This window comes from Chromohalobacter moromii (genome assembly GCF_023091865.1).
GTDB classification, from domain to species: Bacteria; Pseudomonadota; Gammaproteobacteria; order Pseudomonadales; family Halomonadaceae; genus Chromohalobacter; species Chromohalobacter moromii.
In genome coordinates, this window is record NZ_JAHXDI010000001.1 from 237616 (window position 1) to 255539 (window position 17924).

Sequence of the window (17924 nt, forward strand, 5' to 3'; positions counted from 1 at the left end):
AGACAGTTTTCAGACAGCGCCTAACGCTTGAAGCGCCGCTTTACCTCCAGCTTCAACCGCCCCTCGCCGAGTCGCGCGGTGAGGGTCTGGCCGGGCTGGGTATCGTGGGCGTGGCGCACGATATGGCGATCGTCGTCCTCGAGGATCGCGTAGCCGCGTCCCAACACCGCCAGCGGGCTGACCGCGTTGAGCTCGCGCGCCAGGGCTTCGAGGCGCTCCTGGGACTGATCGAGGCGGCGCGGCAGGGCGGCATGCAACTGACGTTCTAGCGTCGTCAGACGTTGCCTATACGTCTCGATGGCAAGGCGCGGGTCCTGGCGTTCTACGCGGCGTGTCAGCGCTTCGTGATGCTGACGCTCGCGGTCGAGGCGTCGCTGCATGGCAAGCTTCAAACGCGTTTCCCAACTTTCCAGGCGCCGGCGCTGTTCGGCCAGACGCTCGCCGGGATGCCGCAATCGCGCCCGAGCATGATCGAGGCGCTGGCCGTCGCGCTCCAGGCGTGCCTGCATGGCGCGTGTCAGGCCGCGTTCGGCGGTTTGTAGCTGCGCCTGCTGCTCGTGCCAGTCAGGGACTAGGTGCTCGGCGGCGGCGGACGGCGTGGGCGCACGCTCATCGGCGGCGAAATCCGCCAGCGTGACATCCACTTCATGGCCCACCGCCGACATCACCGGCAGGCGAGAATGATGAATCGCCCGCGCCAGGTGTTCGTCGTTGAACGCCCACAGATCCTCCAGACTGCCGCCGCCGCGCGTGACGAGCAGAGCATCGACAGTGTCGTCCGGCGATTGGGCGCGCTGATTGGCCTGGGCGATGGCGCGGATGATCGCCGGCGACGCCTCACGTCCCTGGACCGGCACCGGCAGGATCGTTACCTCCAGCGCCGGCCAACGGCGACGCAGCACCGCCAGTACGTCACGAATCGCCGCCCCGGTGGGCGAGGTGATGATGGCCAGATGGCGCGGCGGGCAGGGCAACGGCCGCGCATTGACGAAGACGCCCTCGGCGGAAAGCTTCGCCTTGAGCCGCTCGAACGCCGCCAGCAGCTCGCCTTCCCCAGATGCCTGCACCGCTTCGACGATCAACTGGTAGTCGCCACGCGGCTCGAACACCGACACGCGCCCGCGTACCCGCAGCCGGTCGCCATCCTTGAGCGGCGCACGCATCAAGCGCGCCCGGTTGCGGAAGAACGCGCAGCGCAACTGGGCGCGGTCGTCCTTGAGCGTGAAGTAGATATGCCCCGACGCCGGCCGCGCCACCCCCGAAATCTCGCCTTCCACCCAACACTCGCCGAAGCCACGCTCCAGCATCAGACGGGCCTGGCGGTTGAGTTCACTGACGCTGAGGGCGGTGGGGGTGGGGGCGGACATGGCGACGAAAGCGCTCCGATCATGGCGAAGCGCTCAGTCTAGCATTGCGAGGGGAGACACCCGAAAGCGGCCTGATCCCGGCCCCGTGCGCCTGATGGGCGGCACGGGGCCAGTCGATTCAGCTCTTGCCGTTTCAGGCCTTGCTGGTCTTGGCCTGCCACAGCTTGGGCAGCAGCCAGGGCAGAAGCAGCAGGGCGAGCGCGGCGATCCACAGCCCCAGCGAAATGCCGGATTGCCACAGGATGCCGAGGTCGCCGCCGCTGATGGACAGTGCACGCCGCAGGTTCTGCTCCATTAGCCCGCCGAGGACGTAGCCCAGGATGACGGGGGCCAGCGAGAAGCCCAGCTTGCGCAGCAGGTAGCCGAACACGCCGATGATGAGCATCAGGTAGATGGCCGCGAGGTTGGAGTGGAGCTGGAAAACGCCTACGAAGGCCAGAATCGCGATGCCCGGCACCAGCACCCAGCGCGGGATCGTCAGCACGCGGGCGAAGACGCCGGCCAGCGGCAGGTTGAGTGCCAGCAAGACGATATTGCCGATATACAGCGAGGCGATCAGGCCGCCGGCGACTTCCGGGCGTTCACTGAACATCATGGGGCCGGGGGTGATGTTGTAGAGCATCAACGCGCCGAGTAGCACGGCCGTCGTGCCGGAGCCGGGAATGCCCAGCGTCAGCATGGGCACGAACGAGCCCGCCGCCGAAGCGTTGTTGGCCGCTTCCGGTGCCGCCAGGCCGCGCATGTTGCCCGTCCCGAACGAATTGTCCTTGTCGCTCAGACGTTTCTCCGTGGTATAAGCGACCGCGCCGGCCACCGAGGCGCCGGTGCCAGGCAAGATACCAATGATAAAACCGATCAGGCCCGAGCGGCCCATCGTCCACTTGCAGGCCATCACTTCCTTGAGGCTGATGAAGACGCGCCCAAGCGGCGGGAGGCCGTCGTTGCCGTCCTTGCGATTGGCATGTTCCAGCATCAGGAGTATTTCGCTGATCGCGAACAAGCCGATGATCATGACGACGAAATCGATACCGTCGTACAGCTCGGGCAGGCCGAAGGTATAGCGCAGCACGCCGGTGCTCGAATCGACGCCCACGGTGCCGATCAAGACCCCCAGCACGGCGCCGATGGCGGTCTTGACGGGATCCTTGCCCATCATCACGGACATGGAGGCGAAGGCGAACACCATCAGCGCGAAGAACTCGGCGGGCCCGAACATCACCGCCACTTCCGCCAGTAGCGGCGCGAACAGCGTCAGCCCGATGATGGCGATGGTCGCGCCGACGAACGAACTGACCGCCGACAGGCCGAGCGCCGGTCCGGCCAGCCCTTTCTTGGCCAGCGGGTGGCCGTCGAGCGTGGTCATCACGGCCCCGGCATCGCCGGGTACGTTGAGCAGGATACTCGACATGCGTCCGCCGTACTCGGCCCCCGTGTAGATGGCGGCGAGCAGGATCAACGCCGACTCGGCGGGTAGACCGAGCGTATAGGCCAGCGGCATCAGAATCGCGATCCCGTTGATCGGACCGATGCCGGGCAGCGCTCCGAAGAGCGTGCCGAGAAGCGCGCCGAGCAACGCCAAACCGAGGTTCAGCGGGCTCAGCGCGACGTCGAAGCCATGAATCAGGAAATCGAACATGAGGGCGCTCCGTTATAGCAAGGGCTCGATCCAGTAACCGCTGGGTAGCGAGATCCCCAATGCATGCGCAAAAAGGAAATAGCTGACGACGGCCATGAGTCCACCGGTCAGCAGTGCCTTGCCCCATGACGCGCCAAAGATGCGAGACAGGCTGGCGACTGCTAACAGCGAGGTGATGATGAAGCCGAGATTGGTGAACAGCAGGGCATAGATCAGGAGCGTGACGAGCACCAGCAGCAACTTCACGCTGAGCTGGCGACCGGGCCACGCCTCGTTGGTGCCGGGTTTCACGATCAACACGCTGGCCAGCGCCGCCAGCAGGATGGCAAGGCCGAGCGGAAAGGCGCGGGGGCCCACGGGGTCGTAGCTGAAGGGCACTTCCAGTTGCATGGCCTGGACGGCGACGAACGCCGCCAGACCGATCAGGACAATGCCCAACAACCGGTCGGCGGCGAGTCTCATTGCTTCAGCCCTACTTCTTTGGCCAAGGATTCGAACTGGTCGACCTGCTCCAGCACGTAGTCATTGAACTCGGGACCGAAGCGCGACATCGGGAAGAGGCCTCGGTCCTTGCGCAGTTCGGCGAATTTCTTGGACTGGGCGAGTTGGGACATGCGGTCCACCCACTTCTGGTAGGCCGCGTCACTGACGTTGGGCCCCATGTAATAGCCGCGCCAGATGGGCCATTGCACGTCATAGCCTTGCTCCGCCGCGGTGGGGATGTCGGCGTAAGGGCCGCCCATGCGCTCTTCGGACAGCGAGGCCAGCACGCGGATCTTGCCGCTTTCCAGCTGCGACTTGAGCTCGGAGAGATCGCCCGTGAAGACCTGGATGTGGTTGCCCAGCAGCGCCGCCAGGGCCTCGCCGCCGCCCTCGAAAGAGACGTACTTGAGCTTGCGCGGCGACAGATCGGCGGCCTTGGCGGTGAGCGCGGCCTTCATCCAGTCCTGGCTGCCCACGGTGCCGCCCGCCCCGAAGGCGATGTCGCCCGGGTTGGCCTTGAGGTCTTCCATCAACTCGTCGAGCGACTGCCAGGGCGCGTCGGCGTTGACCACGATGGCGCCGTAGTCGACGCCTAGGGCGCCCAGCCAGCGTACGTCGTCGGCGTCGTATTGGCCGAACTTGCCCAGTGCCAGGTTCACGGCCGCGCCGGTGCTGGCGGCGACGATGAGGTTGGGGTCGTCGTCACGCACGCCGTTGACGTGGTTGTAGGCCACGGCGCCGATGCCGCCCGGCATGTAACTCACGGCCATGGGCTTGTCGATCATGCCGGTCTTTTCCAGGCCGTTGGCGGCTAGGCGGCAGGTGAGGTCGTAGCCGCCGCCCGGTTTTGCGGGTGCGATGCACTCTGTGGCCTCGGACTGTGCCTGGACGTTGCCGGCGGCCAACAGACCACCCGCCAGCGCCAGCATGCCGGCGTACATGGAAAGCCCTTTGTTGATCTTCATGGCGAACTCCTGTTCTCTTGTTTTGCACTGCATTAGGAATAACGAGAATGGTTCTGATGTCATCGCCATGGATGACGGGTATCGATGCTAGGGAGGTAACCTTTCATCAACCTGTCATCGTACGTTCGCCTACATGAGACATTGGTCGTATGCGCCTGCTCGTCATCGAAGATGATCCCCTGATCGCGCGCTCGCTGGAGCAAGCGCTCACCCCGCTGGGCAACACCGTCGATGTGTTCACGCATTACGCGCAGGCACGCGAGGCCCTGCAGAGCGGGCAGTTCGATCTAGTGTTGCTCGACCTGGGGCTGCCCGACGGCAACGGCCTGACGCTGCTGGCGGAACTGCGCCAGCGCGGCGATACCACGCCGGTGCTGATCCTGACGGCCCGTGACGGCATCGAGGCGCGCGTGGAAGGGCTGGATCTCGGCGCCGACGATTACCTCGCCAAGCCGTTCTCGCTCGCCGAACTGGAAGCCCGCGTGCGTGCCTTGCTGCGCCGCAGCCAGCAGCGCGTCGACAATCGCCTGACGTTCGGGCCGCTGGCCTTCGACGCCGGCTCGGGCGTCGCCACGCTCAACGAGACGGTGCTCGATCTGCCGCGCCGCGAGCTGCGTCTGCTGGAGAGTCTGCTGCTGCACGCCGGCAGCATCACGCCGCGCGAGACCCTGGAGAATCGCCTCTTCGGGTTCGGCGATGTCGGCTCCAACGCGCTGGAGGTATACATCAGCCGCTTGCGCAAACGGCTCGACGGCAGCGGACTGCGCATTCGTACGTTTCGCGGCCTGGGCTATCGGCTCGAGGAAGAAGCATCGTGATCGAGGTTGAAGGCACGCTGAAATCCCGATTGGCTGTCTGGCTGGTCGTGACCGTCAGCGCGCTCGGCGTGTTGCTGCTGGTCGAGGCCTATTTCAGTGCGCAACGCGCCGCCGAGCGCGCCTATGACAGCCAGCTCGAAGCCGCCGCCTTGACCATTGCCGAGGCTATACAGTGGGAAAAAGGCCAGCCGGTGGTGGAGATTCCCTCTGCGGCGTTGCAGATCCTGGCGACGCGCCACCAGGAGCGCGTGTTCTATGCCGTATTGGATGCCGATGGCCATACGGTGTCGGGTAACTTGGATCTCGGTATTTCTCCCGATTGGCGCCGACGAGTGTCCTCACAGCCGACATGGCTGAATGACTCGTACCATGGGACCCAGTGGCGTCTTTATGGACGGGAACTCGACTCCGCCGGTTGGGAGACGCAAGATCCGGTGCAAATTTGGGTCGGCCATACAATGTCGGGGCGCGACGCCCTGACCGAGGCGCTCTTCGAGCATGCGGTCACCCGTTTCGTGGTCATGGTGCTGCTGGCGGGCATCCTGATGCTGCTGGCGATGCGCGTGGCTCTCGCGCCGATGCGCCGACTGCGCCACCAGTTGCGCCAGCGCGATGCCGACGACATGCGCCCGCTGGAGGCCCGGGTGCCCGAGGAAATGCGTGAAATGGCAGAAACCCTGGACTCTCTCTTTACGCGCCAGCGTGAAGGCCGAGAAGCGCTGTTACGTTTCACCGCCGATGCCAGCCATCAACTCAAGACGCCACTCGCAGGATTACAGACCACGAGCGAGTTGGCTTTGAAAAGCGATAGCCCCGATGCCTGGCGTCAGGCGCTCACCGAGGTCCATGGCAGTGCGGGACGTACGAGCCGTCTGGCCAGCCAGCTATTGAGCCTGGCACGCCTACGCCATGCAGTGGAAGCAAGCGCGACATCGCGTATCGACGCGATGTCGCTGCTGCATGAAACGACTTTCGACTGGGCGCAACGTGATGTGTCGCAAGCCCATGACATCGGTTTGGCGCCTCTTCCCGCAGCACCGCAATACATCCAAGGCGAGGCATGGGCTCTGCGCGAGTTGTTAGGCAACCTGATCGACAATGCCCTGCGTTATACGCCTCCCGGTAGCGTTATTACTCTAGGGGCTGTGTGTCATGCGCAGACGTTGGAGTTATATATCGAGGATGATGGGCCTGGTGTGTCGCCCGAGACGCTAGAGCACTTGCATCGCCCCTTCGAACGCGGCGGTCGTCAGGACACCGAAGGCTCCGGTCTGGGGCTGGCCATCGTGGACTCGATCGTGCGTCGTCACGAGGCGCGGATGCAGGTCGAGTCGGCGGAGAAGGGCGGGCTGAGGGTCCGCCTGTTGTTTCCTTGTCTCACCCGACACGAGGAGAGGTGATGTCGATTCGTCGTGTGGCGCTCGTCTGGCTTTTGGGGGCCCTGGCGCCGAGCCTCGCCTGGGCCGACAATCCGCTCATCGTCGAGGCCGCGCTCGACAGGGAGGTCGCAGCCCCCCTGTTGGACGCCTTCGAGGCGGCCCATCCGCACATCCAGTTGACCTTTCGCGATCGCTCGACGCTCGAAGTCGACGCCCGTGTCGCTGATGCGGACGATCCGCCCGATGTCGTCATCAGTTCCGCCATGCCCTGGCAGATGTCGCGCGTGAATGAGGGCTATGCCCAGCGTCTCGACTCACCGGCGGCACAGGCGTGGCCGGAGTGGGCCAAGTGGCGCGACGAAGTGTTCGGCTTCACCTTCGAGCCCATCGTGATGGCGTATCGGTTGGATCTATCGCGTCATATGATGCCGCCGAAGACCCATGCCGACATGCATACGTTACTCACGCAGCATCGCGAGACGCTGCGCGACAAGGTGACGACCTATTCGCCCGTGCGCAGCGGCATCGGCTATACGTTGTTCCAGCAGGACGCACGCTATACCACCCGGTTCTGGGACCTGGTGGCCGCAATGGGAGCGGCCGACACCAACCTCGAGGCCAACACCCGGTCCATGCTCGAGGGCCTCAGCGAAGGGCGCTACTGGCTCGGCTACAACCTGCTGGGCTCGTACGCCATGGTGTGGGCGCAATCGCATCCCGAGGTCATCGTACAAGTGCCGCAGGATTATTCGCTGGTGATGATGCGCATGGCGTTCATTCATCGCGATGCCCCGCACCCCGCGGCGGCCCGGGCGTTTCTCGACTTTCTGCTGGGTCGCGAAGGGCAGCGCGTCATCGCTGGCGAGACACCGCTTTTCAGCGTGCGCTCGGATGTCGTGGGCCCCTACACCGCCCAGCGGCTGCGTGACCAAGTCGGGGAGCGCCTGTATCCCATCCCGCTGAATGCCTCGCTGCTCGCGTTCGTCGACCCCTCGCGGCGCACGGCGTTCATGGACCGCTGGCAGCGAGAATTCCGCCGCTTGTCGCACCCCGCACCGGCCCCGAGCGCGGCCGTCACCGAACCGCGCATTGACAAAACTCCTCAACGTTGAGAGGACGGGGATAGAGGTTTATAATGGCGGATTAATCTTCCCCGCACCCGCTTCCCCACAGGTGTCGCAACATGCTACGTATAGCGCAAGAAGCTCTTACGTTCGATGATGTTTTACTCGTCCCCGGCTATTCCGACGTCCTGCCCAAAGACGTCAGCCTTAGATCCCGCCTGACTCGCGACCTTTACCTCAACATCCCGCTGCTTTCCTCCGCGATGGATACCGTGACCGAAGCCCGCCTGGCGATTGCCATGGCGCAGGAAGGCGGCATAGGGATCATTCACAAGAGCATGAGCATCGCCGCGCAGGCGACGGAAGTGCGCAAGGTGAAGAAGCACGAGAGCGTGATCGTCAAGGACCCGGTGACCGTCAGCCCCAAGGCGAAGCTGGCCGATCTGCTCGAGATGGCCAACGAGTACGGCTACTCCGGGTTTCCGGTGGTCGAGGGCGACACCCTCATGGGCATCGTCACCGGGCGCGACATGCGCTTCCGCCCCGACAAGGGCGATAGCGTCGCGGAGATCATGACGCCGCGCGAGAAGCTGGTCACCGTGCCCGAAGGCACCTCGTTGGACATCATCAAGACCAAGCTGCAGGAACACCGCATCGAGAAGATCCTGGTGGTCGACGATCAGTTCCGCCTGCGTGGCTTGGTGACCGTTCGCGATATCGAGAAAGCGCGCACCTATCCGCACGCCGCCAAGGACAGCGACGGCCGCCTGCTTGCCGGCGCCGCAGTGGGCACCGGGCCGGAAACGCCGGATCGCATCACGGCGCTTGCCGAGGCGGGCGTCGATGTGGTGGTGGTGGATACCGCACATGGCCATTCCCAGGGCGTCATCGAGCGCGTGCGTTGGGTCAAGGAGCATTATCCGCAGGTGCAAGTGATCGGCGGCAACATCGCCACCGCCGCCGCCGCCAAGGCACTCGCCGAAGCCGGTGCGGACGGCGTCAAGGTCGGCATCGGCCCCGGTTCGATCTGCACCACGCGTATCGTCGCCGGTGTCGGCGTGCCGCAGATCTCCGCTGTTTCTGATGTGGCCGACGCGCTCAAGCCGTTCGACATCCCGCTGGTCGCCGATGGCGGCATTCGCTTCTCCGGCGACCTTTCCAAGGCCATCGCCGCAGGCGCCAGCACGGTGATGATCGGTGGCCTGCTGGCCGGCACCGAGGAAGCGCCGGGCGAAATCGAGCTCTACCAGGGCCGGACCTACAAGGCCTATCGCGGCATGGGCTCCATGGGCGCCATGTCTCAGACCCAAGGCTCGTCCGACCGCTACTTCCAGGACAAGAACGCCGGCGTCGAGAAGCTGGTGCCGGAAGGCATCGAAGGCCGCGTGCCCTACAAGGGCCAGATGAGCGCCATCGTCCATCAGCTGATGGGCGGCCTGCGCGCCTCCATGGGCTACACCGGCTGCCACGATATCGACGAGATGCGCACCAAGCCGGAGTTCGTGAAGATCACCGGCGCGGGCTTCGCCGAATCCCACGTGCATGACGTGCAGATCACGAAAGAGGCCCCCAACTACCGGGCGGGCTAATCAAGCTTGATGCCGGAAGCTTGAAGCTGGAAGTGGCCACGCCGCTTCCAGCTTTCGCATTTTCGGCCCTTGTTGCTTCTCAAAGGAACGCCAGATGACCGACATTCACGCCCACAAGATCCTGATTCTCGACTTCGGCTCCCAGTACACCCAGCTCATCGCGCGCCGCGTGCGCGAGATCGGCGTCTACTCCGAAGTGCGCGCCTTCGACATCAGCGAGGAAGAGATCCGCGAGTACCGGCCCAACGGCATCATCCTCGCCGGCGGGCCGGAATCCGTCACCGAGCTGGCCTCGCCGCGCGCTCCTCAGTGCGTGTTCGAGATGGGCCTGCCGGTGCTGGGGATCTGCTATGGCATGCAGACCATGGCCGAGCAGCTGGGCGGCAAGGTCGAGGGCTCGCAGAAACAGGAATTCGGCTATGCGCAGGTGCGCATCGACGCCGACAACGCCCTGCTCACGGACATCAAGGACCATGTCGACCATGACACCGGGCGCGCGCTGCTCGACGTCTGGATGAGTCATGGCGACAAGGTCGCCCAGGTGCCGGAGACTTTCACCGTCACCGCCTCCACCCCGAGCTGCCCGATCGCCGCCATGGCGTGGGAAGACAAGCAGTTCTACGGCGTCCAGTTCCACCCCGAGGTGACCCACACCCAGCAAGGCCAGCGCATCCTCGAGCACTTCGTGCTGGATATCTGCCAGGCCGAGCGCCTGTGGACCCCGGCCCAGATCATCGACGACCTCTGCGTGCGCGTGCGCGAGCAGGTCGGCGACCGCCACGTGCTGCTGGGCCTCTCCGGCGGAGTGGATTCCTCCGTCGTCGCCGCGCTGCTGCACAAGGCCATCGGCGATCAGCTCACCTGCGTGTTCGTCGACAACGGCCTGCTGCGCAAGAACGAAGGCGACCAGGTGATGGAAACCTTCGCCAGCCACATGGGCGTGCGGGTGCTGCGTGTCGACGCCGAGGACGAGTTCCTCACCAAGCTGGAAGGCGAAAACGACCCCGAGGCCAAGCGCAAGATCATCGGCAACACCTTCATCGACGTCTTCGACCGTGAAGCCGCCAAGATCGACGGTGTCGACTTCCTCGCCCAGGGCACCATCTACCCGGACGTGATCGAATCCGCCGCCAGCAAGACCGGAAAGGCGCATGTCATCAAGTCGCACCACAACGTCGGCGGCCTGCCCGAGACCATGAAGCTTAAGCTGGTCGAACCGCTGCGTGAGCTGTTCAAGGACGAAGTGCGCAAGCTCGGCCTCGAACTCGGCCTGCCGTACGACATGGTCTACCGTCATCCCTTCCCGGGACCGGGCCTCGGCGTGCGCATCCTCGGCGAAGTGAAGAAAGAATACGCCGACATCCTGCGTGAAGCCGACGCCATCTTCATCGAGGAACTGCACAACTTTGAGTGGTACCACAAGACCAGCCAGGCCTTCGCCGTCTTCCTCCCGGTGAAATCCGTCGGCGTCGTCGGCGACGGCCGCCGCTACGAATGGGTCATCGCCCTGCGCGCCGTCGAAACCATCGACTTCATGACCGCAAGATGGGCGCACCTCCCGTATGAGCTGCTGGAGAAGGTCTCCAACCGCATCATCAACGAGATCAGCGGCGTATCGCGTGTGACGTACGACGTCAGCAGCAAGCCGCCCGCGACGATCGAGTGGGAGTGAGGTTTAGCCGCCTGACTGAGTGAAAAGGCCCGCCGATTGGCGGGCTTTTTCTTAGCTAGACGAAGCTACCTTTAAGAGCCTATGTAAGTAGTCCTCCAAAAATTTCCTCTACCGAGTCGGCCTTGCTGCGGCGAACATCTTTCTTATGTTGAGCCACTAACTTTGCTGACATGTGTTTGCACCACCTTTGGCTCTTGAGAAGGTTTTTGTAATCAAAATGCTCTTCATCCTCAGGATCTATCTCAGCATTGAGATCAATGGCTGCACTTACTGCTAGTTTTGAAAAGCCGGTGGCTAGATCATTAAATTTTTTGTTTTTTGCTACTTGATCGATTGATTTTAAAACGTTTGACCCAGTTGGGTCGTCCTTTATTATGTTCATTACTGAATAAAGTAAAAAGTATTTAGTGAGCGTGTAATTTGCAAAGGAGTTGTCTTCTATCTCCGGTAGAGCTTCTTGTGTTGACTGAAAGCATCGCCATAATGCAAGAACTCTTGATCCTGTGACATTAGGCCTTCCAAAGATATCAGAGTGTAAATCATCCATGACTTTGTACTTCTGGTGGCAGCTCCAAGGCTGTTCCAAGTCTGCAGCAAGCAATACTAGTCCGGCGGCCTCGTTGGGGATTATTTCCTTGCCTTTGTTTTTCTCTCCTTGCTTGATTTCATAAGCAATTTCCCCCTCGCTTATTTTGTCAATTTCGACCTTTAGGCGGTCCTGTATGTTGTGGTTGGACTTCATGTCACGCGCTTTAATTGCATTCTGGTTGTTGCTGTTTCGAGTAATCTTTTGAGATAGTGAGGTGTCGCCCTTCACCTCTATTAGCTTGACTAGGATTTTTAGGTCATCAGTTATTTTTGACTTTTCTGAGAGCAAAGATGTGAGGCTTTGGGCACCATTTACAACGACGTAATCTTGAACGGAAAGAGAGTGGTCGTCCTCATGAAGAATTTCTCGACAAAGCACGTTTATTCCATTGTGGTAAAGGGGGAAATCCCCATGCTCTGTCTTTTGCTTAATGCTGGACTTGATGCTCTTGTTAACTTTAGTGTTTCCTAGGGAAAGTCGCACGTTTTGGTCAAAAAGTGAGCCGTCAGAAATACCATCCATCTTGATAATATTCAAAGCTGGTGTGAGGAAGATTCTTGTGGCGGCACCTCCAGCATCGTATTTAATGACATCACTATCAGATATATCAAACCTGAACTCTTGAGATATTCCGCCATCAACCTCTAGGTCGACATAATCTCTAGATATTTCAACAGCATCGTAGAGTTCGATGCTATCTATTTTTTGTAAGTAGTTGTGTGCATCGGCGTTTGCTTGAATATTGGTTATGAATATTCCTTTTACTTCGTACCCCGCTTCAATTTTCTCAGAAACTCCGTTTCGGGTAATAGCCTGCTTAAGTCTTTCATTTTTTGTTTCAGCAGCCAAGTTTTCTATTTTTTCTTTCGATTTGAATTGCGCAAGCGTACCAAAAAAATCCTTCAGTTCCGTGTCACCTAACGTCGCCTTATCACTGGTTTTGGTTTTTGATTGTATTATGGAAACTACTTCGGATACGTCATCGACATAGATAGCATCTACGCCTTTGTCGTGCTTTGCGTCTACGCAAGCATCATCTGTTTCAAATTCGTCGAGCCTTAAAATGTTTTCAAGGAACCATTTAAGGAAGCGTTTAGCGAAGTCAGGGGCTCGGTCGGCATAATTCTGTTCCAAGGTGCTGGAGAAAACATTATGCTTGAGTTCTTCTACATTCATATTTTGTATCCTGGTTAAGGCTGTGGTGTGATTTTCTGCCTTACATAGTAATTGTATGTATATACCTGGTTGGTGTCTATAGCTTGCTTATATCTTATCTTGGAATGTGGTAAGCAGAAGGGTATACGTTCATGGCAGCCTAAACCCGCAAGAATAAGGGAAAGTTACCAATTTAAATAAAGCAAGGCATTGCGTCAGTTATTAGGTTGTTTGCGAATTTCAACATCACCATGAGTTGTACTCAAAGCGACCTGCCAAACGACAGGTTCTTTTTTACGCCCACTTTAACCCCCGACTACTCTGCTCGCTCCGACTCCGGCTAGGAGCTCCACCATGCCGAACCTTTACTCTACCCGGTTCTCGGGTCGATGACCGCAGCCGGCGCCATGATCGCCGCGAGCTAACCGATATTCGCCGTTGCGTCCACTACATCCACTGCAGAGCCGACGCTACCTCCATCACATCTATTCGCATATGCGCGGCTGTACGACTGAAACGCCACTGCCGAGAGAAACGATACCCAAGTAGCAGCCGTGTGCCTTCACCTTTTATAGATGTAAGAGGCTTCCGTGATTGGTGGCTTGATAGGGTTACCGTGTGAAACCGACGCATTGGCCCGTTCGCGTTGGACTTCGTCATGCAGCCATCGGCGAAAATGCGGAAAGCAGGAATGCATAGGATGGTGTCGCGAACGAACCAGGTAGTGGCGCTTCGGCATTCTGATCCATTGACTGGCGAGCGTGACCAAGTCGCCTCGCTCCAGCCAGGGAGCTACGTGCGTGTAGCGTCCGAGCACCACGCCCATACCATTGACCGCCGCTTCCGTCAGCGAGCTGGTGTCGTGTAGCTCTATGCTTGATCGCATAGCCCCGCCCATTACCTCGTCTCCAAACCAACTCGACCAGAGATCGTCAGGGTCGGGAGGCGAGGCCACCGTGACGGATCTTGGGCATTCAAGCTCGTTTGTGCGACTACAGTTGAGCTGGCTACGGGAATTACCCACTCGCCAAAGAGCGGCTCTACCTTGATCTCCGGCCAATCCCCCGGCCAAACCTCAGCGCTGCTTCCGGTGGCCCTAAACCCCATTGACGATCTCTAGCCAGCATGAAATGATGTGTCCCGTTGGTTAGCAAGTCGCATATGTCAGTTGTACTCGAATCGTTCGGTAGTCTGGTTATATCCCCTTGTTTTACCCACTTCATCTGGGGTAGTACCCGGCAATTGTAGTAAAAGCGCTTTTGCGCTAAGGAATTCGAAAATGGCAACTGGCACAGTTAAGTGGTTTAACGACGCAAAAGGTTTTGGCTTCATTTCTCCCGCCGAAGGTGGTGACGATCTGTTCGTCCATTTCTCCGAAATTCAAGCTGAAGGCTTTAAATCCCTGCAGGACGGTCAACAAGTTTCGTTTGACGTGACTCAGGGCAAGAAAGGCCTTCAGGCTTCAAACGTAAAGGCTGACTAACTCTGGGTTAGCCTGCGTTGTCGAGCCGAAAGGCTTCGAGCACCAAAGCCCGCTTCGGCGGGCTTTGGTGTTTCTGCGTGCCAGAAACGCGAGATTTCGCCTGATGTTGAGTTTCCAGCATCGCTATTCACTACCTGCCTCGCCCACCTTCCACCGTACATGATGAACGTTCTTCCCTGACGCCAGGCCCCTGCTGATACTGGCTAGCGCCATTACTCAAGTGCCTTGGGCTTTTTTGAATGACTGGGTGCCATCGGGCCCTGAGCGCAAACGGGTAGCAGAACGGTCAAGGTAGGCAGTTTGCCATGGCCACCAGAATTCAAAAATCCGAGACATATCTATTTTAATGACTATAGCGTGAGTCGCGCTAAGCTGATCTTCATCTAAGCTTGGATATGCCAATGTGGGTTTTACAGCGCCCCACTCCCTAATGCGCTAGCACGTCGTTGAGGAGCGCTTATGTCCAAGGCCCAGAACGATGTCTACATCGAACCCGAAGCGGAAGGGAGTCAGGCGGTCAACGCATGCCGAAAGGTGGTGGGCCTGGTACCCGCCCCGGAGATGTCCGCTGAGATGGCCGAACAGGTAATCGATCAGTTACCCGAACTTCTGGCCAACTATGTCGATGACCAGTTGAGTTGGGAGGTGCAACTGATCGTCGATCCGTTGATCGGCGCTGCAGAGGCTTCCACCGATATCATCGAAAGTATTCTCGAGTACAAGCGGGATCGGCAGTGGGACTACGCGATCTGTATTACCGATTTGCCGATCTACATGCATGGGCGCTTCGTGATCGCTGAAACCAGCACGGTGCATGGCGTTGCGATGGTCTCATTGCCTGCCTTCGGCATTACCGCGATACGCCGTCGCCTGAGCGAAGCGATTCTGCAACTGGTCAACGAGTTGCACCATGGCAGTTCGGAAGAGGACCGTGCTCGCCAAGAGCAGCGTACCCAGCAATCCGATAAAGTCCACGAGAGCCTGCGTGGCAAAGGTGCCCGGCAGCTACTGGGTAGGCACCTCTACGAGAAGCTGTTCCCGATACGGCGGATAGCGCTACCGGGCAAGGGAGATTCCTTCGACGTACGCTTCATAGCCGATTCAAGGATCAACGGGAAGCTTCGCATCCTGGCCGGCATGGTGCGCGCCAATCGCCCCTGGACCATCTTTCCTGCTTTCAAGAGCGTCATCGCCGTCGCGTTCGCGACCGGCGCCTATGGTCTGGTGTTTCCCACCCTTTGGCAGCTCAGCGCCAATTATGGCCGGCCACGCCTTGTTCTGCTTATGGGAGTGGCCATGGCGGCGATGATCGCCTGGATCATCATTGCCCACACGCTGTGGGAATCGATAAAAAACGCCCGATCACCACGTCTGGTTCGCCTCTATAACACGGTCACTGTCCTGACGCTAAGTGCCGGGGTCGTATTCTATTACGTGATCCTGCTGGGCCTTTTCTGTTTCACGGTCCTCGTTTTCATTCCGGCCAACATGCTGGAAGCGCAACTCGGCCACGCGGTCAGTCTTTTCGATTACACTTCTCTTGCCTGGCTCGCGACTTCGGTTGCCACTATCGCTGGGGCCCTGGGGGCCGGACTGGAAGATGAAGAAACCGTCAGAAACGCCACTTACGGCTATCGGCAGCGACGCCGTAACCAGGAAGCGAATAGGCGCTGACAATTCTGTTTTTGTGATCAGCCGTTGTTCCTTGGTGGTGTCCACGCCGGTGCTTCGTCCTCGATTCGCCGGGCGTCTTCCCGCATGGCGTGCCCTAGCGACTCGTCCAGCTTCATGAACAGCTCCCCGTAGCGCGGGCTGAAGTGAATGCCTTCCTCGATGTTGCGCCAGGCGTTGAACAGTTGATCTTCGTGGGCTTTTTCACTGGCGACAAAGGATTGGGTCATCCGGCGGGCGCGTTCTGGGTGGACGCCCATGGCGGTGAGGGCATCGCCGCCGAGTTCCAGAGCGGAGTAATAGGTTTCGCTCACCACATCGTCGGCGCCGGCCTCACGCAACTCGTAACCATGGCCGCGGTCGAAAGCGCGGGCCAGCACCCAGACCGCTGGGTAAAGCTGTTTGACGTGACGCACCAAACGTACGGCCCGGTCCCTGTCGTCAATGGCGACGACGAGCAGGCGTGCCTCGGCAATGCCGGCGGTTTCCAGTAGCTGGATGCGGGTGGCGTCGCCAAAGTAACTTGTCAGTTGGATCCGGCGCAGGTTTTCGATCTGCTCCAGGGCGTGGTCCAGGGCAACGCTGGGAATGTTGTTGGCGCGAAGCAACCGACAGACGATCTGCCCGAAGCGGCCGACTCCTGCCACGATCACCGGCGCCTGCTCTTCTATCTCATCCGGCTCCACTTCTTCATTGGAGGCCTTCTGGTAGCGTGGCAGCACCACCCGATCATAGACAATGAACAACAGCGGCGTCAGGAACATGGACAGAGCCACCACCAATGACAGCATCTGCGCGGTGTCTGCCGGGATCACACGGTTCTGGGTGCTGTAGGTCAGCAGCACAAACCCGAATTCACCAGCCTGGGCGAGCCCGAGGCTGAATAGCCAGCCTTCACTGCTGCGGATACCAAAAGCGAACGCCAGGCCAACCAGAATCAGCGCCTTGCCAATGATCACCGCCAAGGCGAGAAGCAGGACGGTATGCCAAGACTCCGCCAGAACGCCGAAATTGATCCCCGCGCCCACGGTAATGAAGAACAGCCCCAGCAGCAGCCCTTTGAACGGCTCGATATTGGCTTCCAGCTCGTGCCGGAATTCGCTATTGGCCAGCACGACACCGGCCAGGAATGCGCCAAGCGCCGGCGACAGGTTGACCAGGCTCATCAGCGCCGCGATGCCGATAATCAGCATCAGGGATGTGGCGGTGAATACTTCCCGCATGCCGGACTGCACCACGTAGCGGAACAGCGGCCGGCTCAGGTAATGGCCGCAGACAATCACCAGCACGATCGCACCGACAACGGCCAGCCCATGCGCCCAGCCCGGCAGGTTCTCAACCAGGCTGAGGCTGCTGTGTCCGCGCTCTGCACCGATGGCAGAGATTCCGGACACGGCCAGCAGCGGGATGACGGCCAGCATGGGAATCACCGCAATGTCCTGGAAGAGCAGCACTGAGAAGGCACTCTGGCCACCTTCGGTTTTGACCAGGCCCTTTTCGGTCAGCGTCTGCAGGACAATCGCGGTTGAGGAGAGGGAGAAGAGAAACCCTACCGCCACGGCGGTTTGCCAGGCCATCCCCAGCGACCAGGCAAAACCGGTGGCGATGGCTGCGGTCAGTGTGACCTGTAGGCCGCCGAGGCCGAGCAGCCGGTTTCGCATGGCCCAGAGGGATTTGGGGTCAAGCTCCATCCCCACCAAGAACAGCATCATCACCACGCCGAACTCGGCAAAATGCTGAAGGGTGACCGTCTCCTGGCCCACCAGGCCGGTCATCGGCCCTATGACGACACCGGCTACCAGGTAACCGAGTACCGACCCCAGCCCGAACCGCCTGGCCAGTGGCACCGCGATTACCGCGGCCACCAAGTATATAAACGCCTGAACAAAGTAGTCAGTCATCAGTCATGTCCGTGGACCGGGAATCAGATATCGGTTCTTCTAACCCTAGATGAATGGCTGCATTTTGCTTCCGGTTTCGAAAACGGGGATAGACCCGATTTTCGGGCCTTCATCCTTCCCCGGGAGGCCTTTTCTCCGCTTCGCTACGTAAA

14 protein-coding genes are annotated in these 17924 nt (G+C 60.1%); 7 read left to right on the forward strand and 7 right to left on the reverse strand.

Annotated features, from left to right (window positions below; all coding sequences use genetic code 11):
* Positions 1 to 20: 20 nt before the first annotated feature.
* The 4 genes from xseA to KZO83_RS01090 form a co-directional block, all read right to left on the reverse strand.
* Positions 21 to 1367 (reverse strand): exodeoxyribonuclease VII large subunit, encoded by a 1347-nt coding sequence (gene xseA / locus KZO83_RS01075; RefSeq protein WP_247619446.1) that lies wholly within the window; start codon positions 1365 to 1367, stop codon positions 21 to 23.
* Between the two features lie 133 nt (positions 1368 to 1500).
* Positions 1501 to 3003: a tripartite tricarboxylate transporter permease gene (locus KZO83_RS01080; protein ID WP_247619447.1), complete on the reverse strand. Its 1503-nt coding sequence runs from the start codon at positions 3001 to 3003 to the stop codon at positions 1501 to 1503.
* A 12-nt stretch (positions 3004 to 3015) separates the two neighbouring features.
* A complete protein-coding gene (locus KZO83_RS01085; RefSeq protein ID WP_247619448.1) occupies positions 3016 to 3465 on the reverse strand; it encodes a tripartite tricarboxylate transporter TctB family protein in 450 nt (149 codons plus the stop codon).
* Complete coding sequence (locus KZO83_RS01090; RefSeq protein WP_247619449.1) at positions 3462 to 4451, reverse strand: Bug family tripartite tricarboxylate transporter substrate binding protein; 990 nt, start codon at positions 4449 to 4451, stop codon at positions 3462 to 3464. The genes KZO83_RS01085 and KZO83_RS01090 overlap by 4 nt, the downstream gene beginning before the upstream one ends.
* Positions 4452 to 4600: 149 nt before the next feature.
* On the opposite strand from KZO83_RS01090, the gene KZO83_RS01095 reads away from it, so the two are divergent.
* The 5 genes from KZO83_RS01095 to guaA all read left to right on the forward strand — a co-directional run bounded on the left by KZO83_RS01095 (position 4601) and on the right by guaA (position 10973).
* Positions 4601 to 5269 carry a response regulator gene (locus tag KZO83_RS01095; protein WP_247619450.1) on the forward strand — a complete coding sequence of 223 codons (669 nt, stop codon included), beginning with the start codon at positions 4601 to 4603 and terminating at the stop codon, positions 5267 to 5269.
* The gene (locus KZO83_RS01100; RefSeq protein WP_247619451.1) at positions 5266 to 6669 is read left to right on the forward strand and encodes a sensor histidine kinase; all 1404 of its coding nucleotides are present in this window, start codon (positions 5266 to 5268) and stop codon (positions 6667 to 6669) included. Before KZO83_RS01095 ends, KZO83_RS01100 begins: the two co-directional genes overlap by 4 nt.
* A complete protein-coding gene (locus tag KZO83_RS01105) occupies positions 6669 to 7760 on the forward strand; it encodes an ABC transporter substrate-binding protein (protein ID WP_247619452.1) in 1092 nt (363 codons plus the stop codon). The genes KZO83_RS01100 and KZO83_RS01105 overlap by 1 nt, the downstream gene beginning before the upstream one ends.
* 71 nt (positions 7761 to 7831) lie before the next feature.
* On the forward strand, positions 7832 to 9301 hold the full coding sequence (guaB, locus tag KZO83_RS01110; protein ID WP_247619453.1) for an IMP dehydrogenase: 1470 nt from the start codon (positions 7832 to 7834) through the stop codon (positions 9299 to 9301).
* A gap of 94 nt (positions 9302 to 9395) precedes the next feature.
* Positions 9396 to 10973, forward strand: a complete 1578-nt coding sequence (guaA, locus tag KZO83_RS01115; protein ID WP_247619454.1) for a glutamine-hydrolyzing GMP synthase — start codon at positions 9396 to 9398, stop codon at positions 10971 to 10973.
* 79 nt (positions 10974 to 11052) lie between these two features.
* On the opposite strand, the gene KZO83_RS01120 is transcribed toward guaA, so the two are convergent.
* Both KZO83_RS01120 and KZO83_RS16445 read right to left on the reverse strand, forming a co-directional pair.
* Complete coding sequence (locus tag KZO83_RS01120; RefSeq protein WP_247619455.1) at positions 11053 to 12738, reverse strand: AIPR family protein; 1686 nt, start codon at positions 12736 to 12738, stop codon at positions 11053 to 11055.
* A gap of 541 nt (positions 12739 to 13279) precedes the next feature.
* Positions 13280 to 13741, reverse strand: coding sequence for a LysR substrate-binding domain-containing protein (locus tag KZO83_RS16445; protein WP_418904283.1), 462 nt, complete (start codon positions 13739 to 13741; stop codon positions 13280 to 13282).
* A gap of 255 nt (positions 13742 to 13996) precedes the next feature.
* Here KZO83_RS16445 and KZO83_RS01125 point away from each other — a divergent pair, with 255 nt between their 5' ends.
* Both KZO83_RS01125 and KZO83_RS01130 read left to right on the forward strand, forming a co-directional pair.
* The gene (locus tag KZO83_RS01125; RefSeq protein WP_040239198.1) at positions 13997 to 14200 is read left to right on the forward strand and encodes a cold-shock protein; all 204 of its coding nucleotides are present in this window, start codon (positions 13997 to 13999) and stop codon (positions 14198 to 14200) included.
* Positions 14201 to 14659: 459 nt separating this feature from the next.
* Positions 14660 to 15874: a hypothetical protein gene (locus KZO83_RS01130; protein ID WP_247619456.1), complete on the forward strand. Its 1215-nt coding sequence runs from the start codon at positions 14660 to 14662 to the stop codon at positions 15872 to 15874.
* Between the two features lie 17 nt (positions 15875 to 15891).
* Here KZO83_RS01130 and KZO83_RS01135 read toward each other — a convergent pair whose 3' ends face one another.
* Complete coding sequence (locus tag KZO83_RS01135; RefSeq protein ID WP_247619457.1) at positions 15892 to 17772, reverse strand: monovalent cation:proton antiporter-2 (CPA2) family protein; 1881 nt, start codon at positions 17770 to 17772, stop codon at positions 15892 to 15894.
* Between the last annotated feature and the right edge of the window lie 152 nt (positions 17773 to 17924).